Consider the following 16603-nt stretch of genomic DNA (forward strand, 5'->3'; position numbering starts at 1 on the left):
TGCCGGGGAGGATTGGATCATGACCGACTTCCAGACCCTCGTCACCGAACCCTGGGACGATTACGGGCTCGTCGATTCGGGGCACGGCCGGAAGCTTGAGCGCTATGGCCGCTTCCGCTTCATCCGCCCCGAGCCGCAGGCGATGTGGGCGCCCGCCTCGACGAGCTGGGCCGCCGACGGCGACTTTATCGCCGCCTCGGACGACGAGGGTGGCGGCAAGTGGCATCTCTCGCGCGATGTCCCGCGCGGCGGCTGGCACCTGCGCTGGGAGGAATTGCGCTTCCAGGCGCAGAACACCGCCTTCCGCCACCTCGCTTTCTTCCCCGACATGATGCCGCAATGGTCGTGGATGCGCGAGCGCACCGCGGAAGGCAGCGAGATGCTCAACCTGTTCGGCTATACCGGCATCGGCACGCTCGCGCTGGCCGCCAAGGGCGCCAGGGTCACGCATGTCGATGCGTCGAAGAAGTCGGTCGAGGCCGGCAAGTCGAACGCCTTCCTGTCCGACATGACCGACCGCCCGATCCGCTGGATGGTCGACGACGCGGTCAAGTTCGCCGCGCGCGAGGTCCGGCGCGAGCGCCGCTACGACGGCATCGTCCTCGATCCCCCCAAGTTCGGTCGCGGTCCCGACGGCGAGATCTGGCGGCTCGAGGAGCATCTGCCCGGCCTGATCCTGCACTGCCGGCAGTTGCTGGACGAGAATTCCAAATTCCTCGTCCTGACCGTCTATGCGGTCCGCATGTCGGCGCTGGCGATCGGCAATCTGCTCCAGCAGGCGCTGGGCGATCTCGGCGGCCGGATCGAGGTCGGCGAAATGGCCGTCCGCGAGGAAGCGCGCGGGCTCTTGCTGCCGACGGCGATCTTTGCGCGGTGGACCAAGGACTAGTCGATTCTCCAAAGTCCGCTCATCCTGAGGAGAGGACTGAGCCAAGGCGAAGGCCCGTCTCGAAGGACTCGCACTGTCCTTCGAGACGCTGCTTCGACAGGCTCAGCAGCTCCTCAGGATGAGCGATCGGGAGATTATGTCCGTCCCGCCCGCAGGGCTGCCCCGGCGACGAACGGCGCCCCAGCCACCAGCAGCAGGCTCGTCGCCGCGAGCAGCTTTGTCGCGCCGACGCCGCCGTCGCCCAGCGCACCCGCGCCGAAGATCAGCAAGGGGATCGCCAGCGGCAGCATGACCAGCCCCGACAGCGCCCCGGCCCCGCGCAGGCCCGCGGTCAGCGCCGCCGTCGCCACCGCCAGCGCCGCCAGCCCCGGCGTCGCCAGCGCCAGGCCCAATTCCAGCCGCGCGACCGTCGACCCGTCCAGCCCCAGCAGGGCGGCGGCGGGCAAGGTCGCGATCATCAGCGGCGGGCCGAACGCGATCCAGTGCGCGATGAGCTTCGCCACGCCGATCGCCTCCTCGCCGATCCCGCGCACCACGCATTGGTCGATCATGCCGGAGGCGAGATCGGGGGCGACGAGACGCTCGACCGGGAGCAAGGCCGCAAGCAGGGCGGCGGTCAGCAGCAGCCCCCCGCCGATCCGCGCCAGCAAGATCTTGTCCGGCCCGATCGCGAAGGGCAGCAGCGTCGCCACCAGCAGATAGAAGACCAAGGGCAGCACCGCGCCGCCCTGCGCCCAGGCGATGCGCAGGTCGCGCGCGACAAGCCCGGCCAGCGCCTTCACAGCCGCAGCTCGCAGGTGGGGACAAGTCCGATCGGCTGATGGCTCGCGGCGACGAGTATCCCGCCTCCCGCCAGATGCGCCGCCATCGCCGCGCCCAGCCTTTCGAGCGCGCCAGCGTCCAGCCCATTGCCCGGCTCGTCGAGCAGCCAGATGTCGGCGCCGCTCGCGATCGTGCGCGCGAGCACGGCGCGCTTGCGCTGCCCGGTCGAGAGCCAGCCGACCGGCACCTCTGCCAGAGCCTCCAGCCCCATCGCCGTCATCGCCTCGTCGAGCGCCGCCTCGCTCGCCCCGTCGAGCCGCGCCCAGAAGCCGAGCGCCGCGCGCAGCGGCCGCTCCGCATCCAGCGCCGCCGCCTCGGCCGCCAGCGCGAGGCTCCCGTCGCGCTCGATCCGCCCCGCCGCCGGTGCGAGCAGCCCGGCGATGATCCGCAACAGGCTCGATTTGCCCGCCCCGTTCGGGCCGGTGACGAGCGCGGAATCGCCCGGCGCGAGCGCCAGTTCGATCCCCTCGAACAGCAGCCGTTCGCCGCGCAGGCAGGCCAGGTCGTGAAGCACGAGCCGCGCGGGCCAACTCATCCGGGCGCGTGCCCCGCATCCTGCTCCAGCGCGTGCATGTCGTCGTCGGAGAGGCCGAAATGGTGGCCGATCTCGTGGATCATCACATGCGCGACGAGCGTCTCCAGCGTCTCGCCGCCCTCGCACCATTCGTCGAGCAGGGCGCGGCGGTAGAGGTGGATCATGTCGGGCAATGTGCCGCTGTCGTCGATCGACTTGGTGCCGATCGGCCGCCCCGAATACAGCCCCGACAGCTGGAACGGATCCTTAAGGCCGAGCGCGGCCAGCGTCTCCTCGTCGGCGAACTCCTCGATCTGCAGCACGACATTGCCGAGATGCGCGCGAAATGCGTGCGGCAGGCGCGCGATCGCGTCGCGCGCGATCCGCTCGATCGCCCCAGCATCGGGCGCGATGGTTTGACGTGGCGTCGCCATGTGCGCGACATAGGCCAGAGCGTGGCCGGTGCGCCAGCGGGGGACGACGATGACGATCAGACGCCTGAACGAAGCGGAGCGCGCGCTCGCGCTTGCCGATCTCCCCGGCTGGAGCGCCGACGCCGAGCGCGACGGCATCCGACGCCGCTTCGTCTTCGCCGATTTCATCGAGGCGTTCGGCTTCATGACGAAGGTCGCGCTGCTCGCCGAAAAGTCCGATCACCATCCCGAATGGACGAACGTCTGGAATCGCGTCGACATGCTCCTGACGACGCACGACGCGGGCGGCCTCTCGCAACGCGACATCGCGCTCGCTGCCGAGATCGACGCGCTTCTTGGCTGAGGCCGCTCCCGCGCTTTCTTACGAGGCCGTCAGCCGCCTCTATGGGGGCGCCGCCGCGGTCGATGCGGTGACGCTCGCGATTCCCGCCGGCCAGTTCGTGGCGCTCGTCGGCACGTCGGGATCGGGCAAGTCGACCTTGCTGCGGATGGCCAACCGGCTGGAGGCGCCCGACGGCGGCCGCGTGCTGCGCGACGGCGTCGATATCGCCGGGCGCGATCCGGTCGAGGTGCGCCGGGCGACCGGCTACAGCTTCCAGAATGTCGGGCTGTTCCCGCACATGACCGTCGCCGAGAATATCCGCCTGCCCGCGCGGCTCGCCGGCCGCCCGCCGCTGGACGTGGCGGCCGCGCTGGAGCGCGTGGGCCTGCCCGCCGATTATGCGACGCGGATGCCCGCGCAATTGTCGGGCGGCGAACAGGCGCGCGTCGGCATCGCCCGCGCTTTGGGCAGCGAGGCCAAATTGCTGCTGATGGACGAACCGTTCGGCGCGCTCGATCCCGTCACGCGCGACCGGCTCGGGCGCACGGTGCGCGATCTCCACGATCGGCTCGGACTGACGACGATCCTCGTCACGCACGACATGGCCGAGGCTCTGCTGCTCGCGGATCGGGTGGTGGTAATGGCCGGCGGCCGAGTGGTGGGCGATGCGAGTCCGCGGGAGATGCTGGCGGGCGAGGCGGGGGCGGAGGCGGCGGCCTTGGTCGCGGTGCCCAAGGAACAGGCCGAACGGCTGCGGGCGATTGGTGGATGAGGTGCGCCGCCATCAACCGTCATCCTGAACTCGTTTCAGGATCCATGGCCCGGCCTTTCCGCGCGCGGCCCGGTGGCAAGGGCGGGTCTTGGATCCTGAAACAAGTTCAGGATGACGACATTCCAGGGCCGGGCGCATGATTCCAGCGCTCGCCCAACTCCCCCCGCTCATCGCCAGCCACCTGCTCCTCGCCAGCGCGGCGATGGGGCTCGCGCTCCTCATCGGGCTCCCGCTCGGGCTGCTCGCCGCGCGCCGCCCGCGCTTCGGCAGCGTCATCCTCGGCGCGGCCAGCCTGGCGCAGACGATCCCCGGTCTGGCCCTGCTCGCGCTTTTCTATCCGCTCCTGCTGTGGCTCTCGTCGTTCGTCGGCGGCGCGATCCCCGCTTTGGGCTTTCTCCCCGCTCTGCTCGCGCTCACGATCTACGCGCTGCTGCCGATCCTTAGGAACGTCGTCGCGGGGCTGGGCGGGATCGATCCGGCGGTCGCGCAGGCTGCCGACGGCGTCGGCATGACGCCGGGCCAGAAGCTGCGCCTGGTCGAGATCCCGCTCGCGGCCCCCGTTGCAATGGCGGGGATCCGCACGGCCGCGGTCTGGACGATCGGCGCGGCGACGCTGGCGACGACGATCGGCTATCCCAGCCTCGGCAATCCGATCTTCTCCGGGCTCCAGACCGAGAATTGGTCGCTCGTCCTCGCCGGCTGTCTCGGCGCGGCCGGCCTCGCCATCGCCGTCGATCTGTTGCTGGCTTTAGTCGAACGCGGCCTCGCGAAACGCCGCAAGCTGCCGATCCTGATCGGCGCGGGCCTGCTCGCGATCGGCCTCGCCGCCGCCTTCGCGCCGCTCCTCGCCCCGCGCCAGCAGACGGTGGTCGTCGGCGCCAAGAATTTCTCCGAGCAGTTCATCCTCGCACGGCTGATCGGCGCGCGGCTGGGGGCGGCGGGCTACCGCGTCTCCTATCGCGAGGGGCTCGGCTCGGCGGTTGCCTATCGCGCGCTCGCGGCGGGCGATGTCGATGTCTATGTCGATTATGCGGGGACGCTCTGGACGGGCGCGATGGGCCGCACGGATGTCGTCCCGCGCGCAGAAATGCTGGCCGAAATGGCCAAATGGATGGCCGCGGGCCCCAAGACCGCGCTCGTCGGCCCGCTCGGCTTCGAAAATGCCTATGCGCTGGCGACGCGCCCCGGCGCAGGCATCGCGAGCCTCGCCGATCTCGCTGCGCGCGCGCCGACGCTGGCGCTCGGTGCCGATCTCGAATTCCTCGATCGCCCCGAATGGGCGGCGATCCGCCAGGCGTACGGGCTCCGCTTCCGCGACCAGCGCGCCTACAACCCGACCTTCATGTATCGCGCGCTGGCGAGCGGACAGGCCGACGTGATCTCGGCCTTCTCGTCGGACGGGCGGATCGCCGCCGACCATCTCGTGGTGCTCAGCGATCCGAAGCAGGCGATGCCGCGCTACGATGCGGTGCTGCTCGCCAGTCCCCGGCGCGCCCGCGACGCCCGCTTCCTCGCCGCGCTCCGCCCGCTGATCGGCGCGATCCCGGTCGAGGCGATGCGCGAGGCCAATTATCAGGTCGATCGCGACGCGGGGAAGCAGACACCCGATGCCGCGGCGACGTGGCTGGGCAGGGCGATCACCAAATAGCCCGTTCGTGCGGAGCCCGTCGAAGCACCGTCCTTCTTCTTTCACCGTAAAAGAAGGACGGCCCTTCGACAGGCTCAGGGCAAACGGAGAGGGAAGCGCGCGCTCGGCCCTATCTCAAAGCTGGAAGCGCGCCGTCACCCGGATGTCGCGGCCCGCGAGCGGCGCATAATCCTTGAGGAAGGACGAGGCGCGCCGCGCGGTCACGTCGAACAGGTTGTTGGCGGAAAGGATGATGCTCGTCCCCTTGCGATCCGCGAAGGGATGCACGCCGATCGAGGCGTTGACCGTCGTCCAGCCCTTGGTCTCGGTTTCGAAGTCCGAGATCCGGTCCTGGCTGGCGGCGCGCTCCACTTCGGCCCGGCCGAACACCTGCCCGCCGCGCGCCTCGATCCCGCCCAGCACGCGCAGCGGCGGGATGCGCGGCGCCGGCCCCACGTCCAGGATCTGCGCATTCACATAATCGGCGAGCGCATCCAGCGCGATCGTCGTCGCGCCGATATGCGCGAGATCCAGCGAGCCCTGCGCCTCGAAGCCATAATAACGCGCCTTGCCCTGGCGAGTCTGGAAGACAGGCAGGCCATCCTCCAGCGTGCCGGTCGGCAGATCGTCGATATAATTGGCGAAGCGCGTGTAGTAGGCCGATCCCTCGATGTCGAAGCCGTGGCCGTGGATGTGCAGCACCGCCTCGGCACCGTTGGCCTTTTCCTTGGCGAGGCCGGGTTCGCCGATCTCGAATGCTTCGGTGCCGGCATGCGGGCCGTTGGCGAACAACTCCTCGGCGGACGGCGCGCGCTCGGAATGCGAGAGGTTGAGCCCGATCTTGATCCCGTCCGTCACCGCCACCGACGCGCCGAGCGAGCCCGAGAGCAGATCGAAGCTCTCCTTGGCGGCGAGGAACTGGGGCTGGTCGGGGCGCGGCTTGCCCTCGGCGATCGAATGTTCGTAGCGGCCACCCGCCTCGATCTTGAAGCTGCCATAATCGAGCTGCTGCAGCGTGAACACGCCCTGCTGGTCGGTCTGGGTGCGCGGCAGGAACGCCTCGTCGCCGACGACGTCGAAGTCGCGATAGACGAACTGCGCGCCGGTCACGCCGCGCCACGCGCCATGCTGCGCCTGCGCCAGCTCCAGCCGGCCTTCCATGCCCTGATTGTAGAAAGCGGTGCCGATGCTGTTATCTTCTTCCAGCTCGTAATGGCGATAGCGCGCCGCACCCAACCGGAAGCGGATCGCCTCCAGCAAATTGCCGCCCGTGTCGATCTGTGCGCGCGCGTCGATCCGGTCCTGCGCAACGTCGATGCGCGGCGCTTCCTGTTCCTCGCCGAGCTGCGTCGCGTAGCGGATCGGCACGCCGTAGAGGCTGTCATAATGGCTGTAGGAGAAGCCCAGGCTGCCCGTCTCGGTGATCACCGTCGCGCCGACGCCGACTTCCCAGGTCTTGGCCTGCGTGTTGGGAAGCTTGTCCTTCACCGCCGCATTGCCCGCAAAGTCGATCTCGCCAGTGGGATCGCCGCCCGCCGCCGCGGTCGCCAGCGCCTGCTGGCGCAAGGCCGGGGTCAGCGCATAGCCGCCGATCCGCTGGTCGCCCGTCTTGAGATAGCTGCCGTCGACATGGAGGACGAGATTGTCGGCCGCCTTCACGTCCGCCGCGACGCCGCCGGAGCGCTCGTTCGAGGCGCTGCCATAAGTGCCCTGCGCGGTCAGGCGATAGCCGTTCTCGGGAATGGTGCGCGGGATGCGCGTGTCCATGACGTTGACGACGCCGCCGATCGCCTCGGAGCCGTACAGCAGGGCGGAGGGCCCGCGCACGACCTCGATCCGCTCGGCGAGCAGGGGATTGATGACGACCGCATGATCGACGCTGGCGGTGGACGCGTCGAAGCTGCCGACGCCGTCGGTCAGCACGCGCACGCGATCGCCCTGGAAGCCGCGCAGGATCGGCCGCGACGCGCTCGGCCCGAACGAACTGGCCGAGACGCCGGGCGTGCGCGCGAGCGTCTCCGCGATCGTGGGCTTCAGGTTCTGCGCAAGCTCGGTGCCGGACAGGACCGAGACGCCGGCAATCACATCTTCTCGCGAGCGCGACAGCGGCGCGGTGACGACGATGTCGGCGCCGGTCGGCGGCCCGGCATCCTCGGCCAAGGCCGCCGCAACTGGCAGCAGCATCGTTCCGGCCAGCAATCCCGCTTTCAAAACCCGCATGTGATTCCCGCTTCCGTGTCTCGTGTCGGCAGCAATAGCGCGATGATATATTGTATCAAGCACATTCTTCGCAGCCGCAGCACGGTTCGGCGCAGGATGCTAGCTGGAGGATGAACCGGAGCGGGGCGGGGCGATTTCGCGGCGGCCTGCGGCAGCGATGCCACAACGTTCTGCGCGCCATGACATCTGTCATCCTGAACTCGTTTCAGGATCCATGAACCGAGATCGGCCGTCCCACTCGCCGCTTCGGACGGTCCATGGATGCTGAAACAAGTTCAGCATGACGATTCGCGGCGGTCAGCCGCCCATCTGGTCGATCACGAACGCATAAGCCTCGGCGCGCTCGTGGAGCGATTCGTAGCGCCCCGATTTGCCGCCATGGCCGGCGCCCATATTGATCTTGAGTAGCAGCAAGGCGTCGTCGGTCTTGGTCGCGCGCAGCCGCGCCGCCCATTTCGCCGGCTCCCAATAGGTCACGCGCGGATCGTTGAGCCCGCCCGTGATCAGCATCGGCGGGTAAGCCTGGGCGGCGACATTCTCGTAGGGCGAGTAATCGAGGATCAGGCGGAACGCGTCCGCGTCGGTGATCGGATTGCCCCATTCGGGCCATTCGCCCGGGGTCAGCGGCAGACTCTCGTCCTGCATCGTGTTGAGCACGTCGACGAAGGGCACGTCCGCCACCACCGCCCCCCACAGAGCGGGATCGGTGTTGGCGACGACCCCCATCAGCTCGCCGCCCGCCGACCCGCCGTTGATCGCGATCCCGCCGGCTCGCGCGAAGCCCGCCGCGATCAGCCCCTTGGCCGCATCGGTGAAGTCGCGGAACGTGTTCCAGCGCTGCGTCGCCTTGCCCTGTAGGTACCAGTCGTAGCCGAGATCGTCGCCGCCACGGATATGCGCGATCGCATAGGCCCAGCCGCGATCGAGCAGGCTCAGCCGCCCGCTGGAAAAGTTCGGCGGGATCGCATGGCCGTAGGCGCCATAAGCATAGAGGAAGACCTTGCCCGTTCCGTCTTTGGGGAAGCCCTTCGGATAGACGATCGAGACGGGGATCGCCTTGCCGTCGCGCGCGGGCACCGACAGCCGCTCGGTCGCATAGAGCGACGCGTCGTAGCCCGACGGCACTTCCTGCACCTTGAGCATCTCCAGCCGGCGCTCGGCGGGGTGATAGTCGTACACGGTCGAAGGCGTGACGAGCGACGAATAGCCGATCCGATAGGCTTCGGGATCATATTCGGGATTGCCGCCGAGCCCGGCGCTGTAGCTCGCCTCGGGAAAGGCGATGGCGTGCGTGTCGCCTTCGTAGGTGCGCAGCAGGATCTGGTCGAGCCCGCCGATCCGCGCCGAGACCGCGAGATGCTTCGCGAAGCTCGCATGGCCGGTCAAATAGGTCTCGTCGGAGCCGGCGATCACCGTCTCCCAAACCTCGGGCGCGGCCGGATCGGCCGAGGCCAGGCGGAAGTTCACATGATCGTCGTTGGTCAGGATCCAGAGCTTCCCGTGCGCGCTGTCGACCGCATATTGCCGCTTCACCTGCCGCGGCGAGATGAGCGTCTGCGCCCCGGCGGGATCGGCGGCGGGCACGATCCGGATTTCGCTCGTCTGGTTGTCGCCGGTCGCGATCTGGATCCACTGCCGGTCCTGCGTGCCGCCGACCGCGACGCGGAAGCCCTCGTCGGCCTCCTCGTAGAGCGTCGTCGCGGTCGCGGGATCGCTGCCCAGCGCATGCAGCCGCGCGCGATAGCTGCGCCAATTGTCGTTGACCTCGGTGAAGACAATCCGCTGGCTGTCGCTCGACCAGACCACTCCACCATTGGTGACCGCGCTGACCGTCTCCACGTCCGCGCCCGTCGCCAGATCGCGGATGCGTAAAGTGAAGCGCTCGGCGCCGCTCTCGTCGGCCGACCAGGCAAGGAGCTTGCCATCGGGGCTCACCGTGAACGCCGCGAGCCGGAAGTAGGCCTTGCCCTCGGCCTCGGCCGCCTCGTCCAGCATCAGTTGGTCCGCGCCACCCCCAACCGGCTTGCGCCAGCGCCGCGGATATTGGCTGCCCGTCTCATACGCCCACCAATAGAGATACTCGCCGTCCTTGCGCGGCACGGAGGATTCGTCCTCCTTCATCCGCCCCTTCATCTCCTGGAAGATCGCCTCGACGAGCTCGGCGCGCGGCGCCATCGCCGCCTCGAAATAGGCATTCTCTTCGCGCAGATAGGAGAGGACCGCCTCGTCCTTCACCTCGGGATAGCCGGGATCCTTCAGCCACTGATAGGGATCGTCCAGCGTCGTGCCATGGACGGTCGTCGTGTGGGAGATGCGGTTCGCGCGGGGCGGGGGCGGCAGGTCTGCGGGCGTGATCATCGCGTCCGGTGTGGGGATGCGCGCCCCTCATCGCAAGCCATGCGATCGGCTCTTTCCTACAGGACCAAGCTCTGTCACGCTCCCGGGATGATCCCGCTGGCGTCCCTTTCCTCTCTGCGCGACGGCAATCTCGCGCGGAGGTGGGGCAGCGGGGGGTGACGTAGTGTCAACTTTGTCAACTTCCGCGAGTCGCGGCGATGAGGAGAGAATTGTGGCCGACATGCCCGGAAGCAGCGCCTTTTCCCGCGAGTTGCTCGATCTGTTCGATGCCTTCGTCCACGGCGCGATCGATCGCCGCGGCTTCATCGCGAAGGCCGCGCTCTATACCGGCTCGGTCGCCGCCGCGACGGGCGTGCTCGCCGCATTGAGCCCCGATTTCGCCTCGGCGCAGGTCATCGCCCCCGCCGACAAGCGGATCAGCGTCTCCACGGTCGAGATCGCCGCGCCCAAGGGCGACGGCACGATCAAGGCCTATGTCGCCAAGCCCGCGGGCACCTCGCCCAAGAAGAAGAAGCCCGTCGTGCTCGTCGTCCACGAGAATCGCGGGCTCAATCCGCATATCGAGGATATTGCCCGCCGCCTCGCGGTCGACGGCTTCATCGCCGTCGCGCCCGATGCGCTCACCTCGCTCGGCGGCTATCCGGGCACCGAGGATGCGGCGCGCGCGCTGTTCCCCAAGCTCGATCAGGCCAAGGTCCAGGAGGATTTTCTCGCCGCCGCGGCGTGGGCGCAAGGCCTGCCCGACGGCAACGGCAAGCTCGGCGCGGTCGGCTTCTGCTATGGCGGCGGCATCGTGAACATGCTGGCGACGCGCGTTCCCACGCTCCTCGCCGCCGTCCCCTTCTACGGCGCCCCGCCGGTGCTGGCCGACGTGCCCAAGATCAAGGCGGAAATCCTCGTCCAGCATGCCGGCAACGACACGCGCCTCGTCGGCCTGTGGCCCGATTACGAGAAGGCGCTGACCGCCGCGGGCGTGCGCCATGTCGGCTATGTCTATCCGGGCGTCGAGCACGGCTTCAACAACGACACGACCCCGCGCTTCAACAAGGAAGCGGCGGATCTGGCCTGGGCGCGCACGATCGCCTTGTTCAAGCGCACCCTGGCCTGACCGGAAGGAAGAAAGTGGGTTCACGCGGAGACGCGGAGACGCGGAGATGGTGCGCCCCGCGCGAAGCGCACTGCTCCTGCTCGGCGCTGTAGGGACGAGCGCCGCGGTGCGGCGATAGCGCCACATCTCCGCGCCTCCGCGCCTCCGCGTCTCCGCGTCTCCGCGTGAACCGACTTTCTTCTTCCCCGACACAGGGGGCTGAACAACCGCCCCGAGCAGGCCTACATGCGGTTCATGTCCACCCACGCAGACCGCCTCGCCGCGCTTCGCGACGAACTCGCCCGCCGCCGCCTCGACGGCTTCGTCGTACCGCTGACCGACGAGCATATGTCCGAATATGTCGGCGCCTATGCGCAGCGCCTCGCCTGGCTGACGGGCTTCCAGGGTTCGGCGGGCTCGGCGGTCGTGCTCCCCGCCGAGGCCGCGATCTTCACCGATGGCCGCTACACGCTGCAGGTCCGCGAACAGGTCGACGGCGCGAACTGGTCCTATCAGTCCGTCCCCCAGACCAGCGCCGCCCAGTGGCTCGCCGAACATGCGCCGCAGGGCGCGCGCATCGGCTACGATCCCTGGCTGCACACCAAGAGCTGGGTCCAGCAGGCGACCGCCGCGCTGAAGGCGAAAGGCGCCATGCTCGTCGCGGTCGAGACCAATCCTGTGGACGCGGTCTGGCACGACCGGCCCTTGCCGTCCGACGCGCGGCTCGTCGTCCAGCCGACCGAGCTCGCCGGCCGCTCCTCGGCCGAGAAGCGCGCCGAGATCGCCGACTGGCTGACGGCCAAGGGCGCGGATGCTGCCGTCCTCTCCGCGCTCGATTCGATCGCCTGGACGTTCAACGTCCGCGGCGCCGATGTCGATCGCACCCCCGTCGCCTTGGCCTACGCACTCGTCGGCGCGGACGGCACCGCCGACCTGTTCGTCGCGCCCGACAAGCTCACCGACGACGTCCGCCAGCATCTCGGCAACGCGGTCCGCCTTCATCCGCGCGATGCCTTCGCCGATCATCTGGGCGGCCTCGCCGGCAAGACGATCGTCGTCGATCCCGATCGCGCCGTCGCCGCCATCTTCGGCACGCTGGAAGGGGCAGGGGCCAGGGTGCTGCCGCTGCGCGACCCCGCCATACTCCCCAAGGCGATCAAGAATGCGGCCGAGCAGGCCGGCCACCGCGCCGCGCAGGCGCGCGATGGTGCCGCGCTCAGCCGCTTCCTCCATTGGCTCTCGATCGAGGCGCCCAAGGGCGGCGTCACCGAACTCTCCGCGCAGGACAGGCTGCTCGCCTTCCGCGAGGAAACCGGGCGCCTACGCGATCTGTCCTTCGATACGATCTCGGGCGCCGGCCCCAATGGCGCGGTCGTCCACTATCGCGTGAGCGAGGAGAGCAACCGCCCGCTGGAGCTGAACTCGCTCTATCTCGTCGATTCGGGCGGCCAATATCAGGACGGCACCACCGATGTGACGCGCACCGTCGCGATCGGCACGCCCAGCCCTGAGATGCGCGATCGCTTCACCCGCGTGCTGAAGGGCCATATCGCGCTGGCCAGCGCGGTCTTCCCGGCGGGCACACGCGGCGGCCAGCTCGATACGCTCGCGCGCCGATATCTGTGGGCGGCGGGGCTCGATTATGCGCACGGCACCGGCCACGGCGTCGGCGCCTTCCTCGCGGTCCACGAAGGCCCGCAGCGCATCGCCCCCGTCGGCGGCGCCTTCGTCGGCGGCGACGAGCCCCTGCAGGCGGGGATGATCCTCTCGAACGAGCCCGGTTATTACAAGACCGGCGAATATGGCATCCGCATCGAGAATCTCGTGCTGGTCGAGCCGCGCGACGTTCCCGGCGCGGAGAAGGCGCTGCTGGGCTTCGAGACGCTCACCTTCGCCCCGATCGACCGCACGCTCATCGATCTAGCGCTGGTGACCCCCGCCGAGCGCGCCTGGGTCGATGGCTATCATGCCAGGGTCGCAGAGGTGGTGGGCCCGCAGCTCGAGGACGAAGCCGCTGCCTGGCTCAAGAGCGCAACCGCGCCGCTCTAACTACCGTGCTCCGGCGAAGGCCGGAGCCCAGGCCAAAAAGCGCGCCGCTAGTCCTCCTGCGCTCCGGCCTCCGCCGGAGTACCGGGCACTTCACCATATAGGCTCGGGGCCTCCGCCGCCGGCACCTCCGCCGCGCGCGCCTGCGCCTTACGCCTGCGCAAATTCACACGCAGCGCCTCGGCCAGCCGGGCATCGCGCGCAGGATCGTCCTTGGCCATGACCCACTCATAGCGCGCCCGCCGCCCGCTTGCCATTGACCTCGCCGCCCCGCTTCGCCATAGGCGCCACCTTCCCGCAAGGGGAGGGTCACATGCTGGCCGTGCTGCCGTAGCTCAGTGGTAGAGCGCATCCTTGGTAAGGCTGAGGTCGTGAGTTCAATCCTCACCGGCAGCACCAGCATCCCCGCCTGATCCGTCCGGCCCGGCCAGCGCGATCCGGAAGCTGCCGATCGGCCGCCCGGTCGCCTTGTCGACGACCACCGGCTCCAGCCTCCGTCCCGTCTCGGCGTCCACCGAATAGGTCGTGCCGCCTTCGCCGTGATGGGCACGCCCCCATTCGCCGATCACGAGCAGGACGGGCAGGAAATCGCGGCCCGCCTGGGTCAGCACATATTCGTCGCGCGGCGGCCGCTCGCTGTAGCGGCGCTTCTCGAGCAGCCCCGCCTCGGTCAGCGCGCGCAGCCGCCGCGTCAGGATATTGGGGGCGATGCCGAGGTGGCTGCGAAACTGGTCGAAGCGCGTCAGGCCGAAGCCTGCATCGCGCAGGATCAGCATGCTCCATGCATCGCCGACGCGCGCCAGCCCGCGCGCGACGGGGCAGGGGCCCTCACATTCTTTGCTCATGTCCATTGCAAACAGATAGTGACTTCCTATCATAGTGCAACTGACTTGGACGAAGGACGATTTTCATGACGGATATACGAGGGAGAGCGCTGGTGACGGGCGCGTCGACGGGCATCGGCGCGGTCTATGCCGATCGTCTGGCGAAGCGCGGCTACGATCTGATCCTCGTCGCGCGCGACGGCGCCCGTCTCGCCGCGCTCGCCGAGAGGCTCGGCGAGGAGACCGGCCGCACGGTCGAGGTGCTCCGCGCCGATCTGACCGATCCGATCGATCTTGCGACCGTCGCCGATCGCCTCGCCACCGATGCGTCGATCACCTTGCTCGTCAACAATGCCGGCATGTCGCTCAACGGCGGCCTGATCGACAATGATGCGTCCGCGCTCCAGCGGATCATCGCGCTCAACATCACCGCGCCGACCCTACTCGCTTCCGCCGCGGGCAAGGTCTTCGTCGAACGCGGCGGCGCGATCATCAACATCGCCTCGGTCCTCGCGCTCGCGCCGGAGCTGTTCGACGGCGTCTATAGCGGCAGCAAGGCCTATATCCTCAATCTCACGCTCGGCCTCGCCAAGGCCTATGCCGAGAGCAAGCTGCGCGTGCAGGCAGTGCTGCCGGGCGCCACGCGCACCGAGATTTGGGAGCGATCGGGCAAGGACGTCGATGCCTTCCCGGCGGAGATGGTGATGGAGGTCGACGATCTCGTCGATGCCGCGCTCGCCGGCTTCGATTCCGGCGAGACGGTCACGATCCCGCCGCTCGCGGACGAAGGCCAATATCTGGCCTATGACGCCGCCCGCAAGGCGCTCGCCCCAGGCCTCTCCCGCCGCGACGTCGCGGCCCGCTATCGCGTGGCCGTGCCCGCCTGAGCACCTCTGGCCCCCTCCCTTGGGGAGGGGGCAGTCCCTAGAGCTGCAGCCCCGCCGTCTCGGGTAGTCCCGCCATCAGATTCATGTTCTGCACCGCGGCACCAGCCGCGCCCTTGCCGAGATTGTCGAGCGCGGCCACCAGCCGCGCCTGGCCGGCTTTCTCGTCGCCATAGACGAACAGGTCGATCCGGTCGGTCCCCGCCAATTGCTCGATCGTCATCACCGGCGGGGCGTTGTCGACGACGCGCACCAGGGCACTCCCCGCATAATGATCGGCCAGCGCCGCGCGCAGATCCGCCAAGGTCACCGTGCCGGGCAAGGCATGCAGATGCAGCGGCACCTCCACGATCATGCCGCGATAGGTCTTCGCCACCGCCGGCTGGAAGATCGGCGCATGCGTGAGGCCGGCATGGACGGTCATTTCGGGCGCATGCTTGTGCGCGAGGTTCATCGCATAGGTCCGGAAGGCCGTGTCGGTCGCGGCCGGATCGGCGGGATCCTCGAACGAGGCGATCATCGATTTGCCGCCGCCCGAATAGCCCGAGGTCGCATTGACCGACAGCAAAGCATCCGCCGGCAACAGCCCGGCGCGCACGAGCGGTCGCACGAGCGCAAGGAAGCCGGTCGGATAGCAGCCCGGATTGGCGACATAGTCCGCCGCGCCGATCGCCTCGCGGCAACCCGGCTCCAGCTCGGGAAAGCCGTACGCCCAGCCCGGCGCGATCCGGTGCGCGGTCGACGCGTCGATGATCCGCGTCGAGGATCCCTCCAGCAAGGCCACCGCTTCGCGCGCCGCATCGTCGGGCAGGCACAGGATGACGATGTCGGCGGCGTTGAGCGCGTCGCCGCGCGCGCTCGCGTCCTTCCGCAGCGCTTCGCTCAGCGTCAGCAATTCGATTTCGGGGCGGCCGGCGAGCCGCTCGCCGATCTCCAGCCCGGTCGTGCCGACCGCACCGTCGACGAATATCTTCATGCGATCCTCCGCCGCTTCAATATGGGAGCGGGCTCCTGATGTAGGCGCGCGACCACGTCAACCAAGGGCTCCACCGCCACCGCCATCGCAAAGGCATTGGCGTGGATCAGGCGCGTTTCGTCGAGCATCAGCCCGACATGGCCGGGGAAGAAGACGAGGTCGCCGGGCAAGGCCGGCGCATCGGGGTCCAGCTTTGTGCCCAGTCCCTCGCGCTGCATGTCGCTGTCGCGCGGCGCGGCGATGCCGGCGAAATCGCAGGCGACCTGCACGAGCCCCGAACAGTCGATGCCGCCGCCGCCGCGCCCGCCCCAAAGATAAGGCTGGCCGATCAGCGCGGTCGCGGTGGCGAGCAGGTCGCGCCGGGCATCGAGGGGAAGCGCATGGCGCATGTGGACAAAGCCCGCCTCGGTCTCCAGGAACGCGCCGTTTTCCGTGCCGGCGAAGCGCGCGCCGATCGGCCAGTGCGCAAGCACCGGCGCCTTGATGTCCGGGCTTGCGAAGACGAGCGCGCTGGGGACGGCGATCCGGTGGCTCGCGTCGGCGATCGGGCCGAGCCGCGCGACGGGCAAATAGCCGACATAATCGTCATGCGCGCACCGCCCCCATGCCCAGCCGGCGACGACATCGAATATGTCGAACCCCTCGCCGAGGACGAGCTGAGAGACGGCGCGTGCGGTGGAAGATGGCTCGGCGAAGATCGGGCAGGAAGCCGCCGTCACATGGCAGCGCGTGGCGGCGGCATAATGCGGGGCGAAGAGATGCTGGGCGAGCGCGATGTCGGCCACGTCCTTCCGATAGGCATGGACGCGCGGGTCCAGCCGCCGCGAG

At 68.9% G+C, this 16603-nt stretch carries 16 protein-coding genes and 1 tRNA gene; 8 read left to right on the forward strand and 9 right to left on the reverse strand.

What is annotated here, in order from left to right:
- Positions 1-19: 19 nt before the first annotated feature.
- Complete coding sequence (locus tag Q4F19_RS14875) at positions 20-889, forward strand: class I SAM-dependent methyltransferase (RefSeq protein ID WP_303543935.1); 870 nt, start codon at positions 20-22, stop codon at positions 887-889.
- Positions 890-1023: 134 nt separating this feature from the next.
- On the opposite strand, the gene Q4F19_RS14880 is transcribed toward Q4F19_RS14875, so the two are convergent.
- The 3 genes from Q4F19_RS14880 to Q4F19_RS14890 are packed head-to-tail and all read right to left on the reverse strand — an operon-like array spanning position 1024 to position 2659.
- Entirely contained in the window at positions 1024-1671 is a 648-nt protein-coding gene (locus Q4F19_RS14880; protein WP_303543936.1) for a heme exporter protein CcmB, read from the reverse strand.
- A complete protein-coding gene (gene ccmA / locus Q4F19_RS14885; protein ID WP_303543938.1) occupies positions 1668-2246 on the reverse strand; it encodes a heme ABC exporter ATP-binding protein CcmA in 579 nt (192 codons plus the stop codon). The genes Q4F19_RS14880 and ccmA overlap by 4 nt, the downstream gene beginning before the upstream one ends.
- Entirely contained in the window at positions 2243-2659 is a 417-nt protein-coding gene (locus tag Q4F19_RS14890; protein WP_303543940.1) for a metallopeptidase family protein, read from the reverse strand. Before Q4F19_RS14890 ends, ccmA begins: the two co-directional genes overlap by 4 nt.
- 49 nt (positions 2660-2708) lie before the next feature.
- Between Q4F19_RS14890 and Q4F19_RS14895 the strand changes: the two genes are divergently transcribed.
- The 3 genes from Q4F19_RS14895 to Q4F19_RS14905 all read left to right on the forward strand — a co-directional run bounded on the left by Q4F19_RS14895 (position 2709) and on the right by Q4F19_RS14905 (position 5401).
- Complete coding sequence (locus tag Q4F19_RS14895; RefSeq protein ID WP_303543942.1) at positions 2709-3002, forward strand: 4a-hydroxytetrahydrobiopterin dehydratase; 294 nt, start codon at positions 2709-2711, stop codon at positions 3000-3002.
- On the forward strand, positions 2995-3753 hold the full coding sequence (locus Q4F19_RS14900; RefSeq protein WP_303543945.1) for an ATP-binding cassette domain-containing protein: 759 nt from the start codon (positions 2995-2997) through the stop codon (positions 3751-3753). The genes Q4F19_RS14895 and Q4F19_RS14900 overlap by 8 nt, the downstream gene beginning before the upstream one ends.
- 136 nt (positions 3754-3889) lie before the next feature.
- Positions 3890-5401 (forward strand): ABC transporter permease/substrate-binding protein, encoded by a 1512-nt coding sequence (locus tag Q4F19_RS14905; RefSeq protein ID WP_303543947.1) that lies wholly within the window; start codon positions 3890-3892, stop codon positions 5399-5401.
- 114 nt (positions 5402-5515) lie between these two features.
- Here the strand turns inward: Q4F19_RS14905 and Q4F19_RS14910 are convergent, their stop codons facing one another.
- Complete coding sequence (locus Q4F19_RS14910) at positions 5516-7600, reverse strand: TonB-dependent receptor (RefSeq protein ID WP_431312409.1); 2085 nt, start codon at positions 7598-7600, stop codon at positions 5516-5518.
- Between the two features lie 297 nt (positions 7601-7897).
- Complete coding sequence (locus Q4F19_RS14915) at positions 7898-9958, reverse strand: S9 family peptidase (protein ID WP_303543950.1); 2061 nt, start codon at positions 9956-9958, stop codon at positions 7898-7900.
- A 220-nt stretch (positions 9959-10178) separates the two neighbouring features.
- On the opposite strand from Q4F19_RS14915, the gene Q4F19_RS14920 reads away from it, so the two are divergent.
- Positions 10179-11066 (forward strand): dienelactone hydrolase family protein, encoded by an 888-nt coding sequence (locus Q4F19_RS14920; protein ID WP_303544405.1) that lies wholly within the window; start codon positions 10179-10181, stop codon positions 11064-11066.
- A 234-nt stretch (positions 11067-11300) separates the two neighbouring features.
- The gene (locus tag Q4F19_RS14925; protein ID WP_303543953.1) at positions 11301-13094 is read left to right on the forward strand and encodes an aminopeptidase P family protein; all 1794 of its coding nucleotides are present in this window, start codon (positions 11301-11303) and stop codon (positions 13092-13094) included.
- A 47-nt stretch (positions 13095-13141) separates the two neighbouring features.
- Here the strand turns inward: Q4F19_RS14925 and Q4F19_RS14930 are convergent, their stop codons facing one another.
- A complete protein-coding gene (locus tag Q4F19_RS14930) occupies positions 13142-13312 on the reverse strand; it encodes a hypothetical protein (RefSeq protein ID WP_303543956.1) in 171 nt (56 codons plus the stop codon).
- 103 nt (positions 13313-13415) lie between these two features.
- On the opposite strand from Q4F19_RS14930, the gene Q4F19_RS14935 reads away from it, so the two are divergent.
- Positions 13416-13490 (forward strand) — tRNA-Thr (locus tag Q4F19_RS14935).
- Here the strand turns inward: Q4F19_RS14935 and Q4F19_RS14940 are convergent.
- Positions 13469-13936: a winged helix-turn-helix transcriptional regulator gene (locus Q4F19_RS14940; protein WP_303543958.1), complete on the reverse strand. Its 468-nt coding sequence runs from the start codon at positions 13934-13936 to the stop codon at positions 13469-13471. The genes Q4F19_RS14935 and Q4F19_RS14940 overlap by 22 nt on opposite strands.
- Before the next feature lie 65 nt (positions 13937-14001).
- On the opposite strand from Q4F19_RS14940, the gene Q4F19_RS14945 reads away from it, so the two are divergent.
- Positions 14002-14802, forward strand: a complete 801-nt coding sequence (locus Q4F19_RS14945; protein WP_303543961.1) for an SDR family NAD(P)-dependent oxidoreductase — start codon at positions 14002-14004, stop codon at positions 14800-14802.
- Positions 14803-14839: 37 nt separating this feature from the next.
- Here Q4F19_RS14945 and argC read toward each other — a convergent pair whose 3' ends face one another.
- Positions 14840-15775 carry an N-acetyl-gamma-glutamyl-phosphate reductase gene (gene argC / locus Q4F19_RS14950; RefSeq protein WP_303543964.1) on the reverse strand — a complete coding sequence of 312 codons (936 nt, stop codon included), beginning with the start codon at positions 15773-15775 and terminating at the stop codon, positions 14840-14842.
- Positions 15772-16560 (reverse strand): C40 family peptidase, encoded by a 789-nt coding sequence (locus tag Q4F19_RS14955; RefSeq protein WP_303543967.1) that lies wholly within the window; start codon positions 16558-16560, stop codon positions 15772-15774. Before Q4F19_RS14955 ends, argC begins: the two co-directional genes overlap by 4 nt.
- Positions 16561-16603: the final 43 nt, after the last annotated feature.

Source organism: Sphingomonas natans, from assembly GCF_030546695.1.
GTDB lineage: Bacteria > Pseudomonadota > Alphaproteobacteria > Sphingomonadales > Sphingomonadaceae > Sphingomonas_I > Sphingomonas_I natans.

Bases quoted from the DNA above. Each gene is read 5' to 3' on its own strand.
- Q4F19_RS14875 (WP_303543935.1), top strand. From the start codon at position 20: ATGACCGACTTCCAGACCCTCGTCACCGAACCCTGGGACGATTACGGG.
- ccmA (WP_303543938.1), bottom strand. From the start codon at position 2,246: ATGAGTTGGCCCGCGCGGCTCGTGCTTCACGACCTGGCCTGCCTGCGC.
- Q4F19_RS14890 (WP_303543940.1), bottom strand. From the start codon at position 2,659: ATGGCGACGCCACGTCAAACCATCGCGCCCGATGCTGGGGCGATCGAG.
- Q4F19_RS14895 (WP_303543942.1), top strand. From the start codon at position 2,709: ATGACGATCAGACGCCTGAACGAAGCGGAGCGCGCGCTCGCGCTTGCC.
- Q4F19_RS14905 (WP_303543947.1), top strand. From the start codon at position 3,890: ATGATTCCAGCGCTCGCCCAACTCCCCCCGCTCATCGCCAGCCACCTG.
- Q4F19_RS14910 (WP_431312409.1), bottom strand. From the start codon at position 7,600: ATGCGGGTTTTGAAAGCGGGATTGCTGGCCGGAACGATGCTGCTGCCA.
- Q4F19_RS14915 (WP_303543950.1), bottom strand. From the start codon at position 9,958: ATGATCACGCCCGCAGACCTGCCGCCCCCGCCCCGCGCGAACCGCATC.
- Q4F19_RS14920 (WP_303544405.1), top strand. From the start codon at position 10,179: ATGCCCGGAAGCAGCGCCTTTTCCCGCGAGTTGCTCGATCTGTTCGAT.
- Q4F19_RS14925 (WP_303543953.1), top strand. From the start codon at position 11,301: ATGTCCACCCACGCAGACCGCCTCGCCGCGCTTCGCGACGAACTCGCC.
- Q4F19_RS14930 (WP_303543956.1), bottom strand. From the start codon at position 13,312: ATGGCCAAGGACGATCCTGCGCGCGATGCCCGGCTGGCCGAGGCGCTG.
- Q4F19_RS14940 (WP_303543958.1), bottom strand. From the start codon at position 13,936: ATGAGCAAAGAATGTGAGGGCCCCTGCCCCGTCGCGCGCGGGCTGGCG.
- Q4F19_RS14945 (WP_303543961.1), top strand. From the start codon at position 14,002: ATGACGGATATACGAGGGAGAGCGCTGGTGACGGGCGCGTCGACGGGC.
- argC (WP_303543964.1), bottom strand. From the start codon at position 15,775: ATGAAGATATTCGTCGACGGTGCGGTCGGCACGACCGGGCTGGAGATC.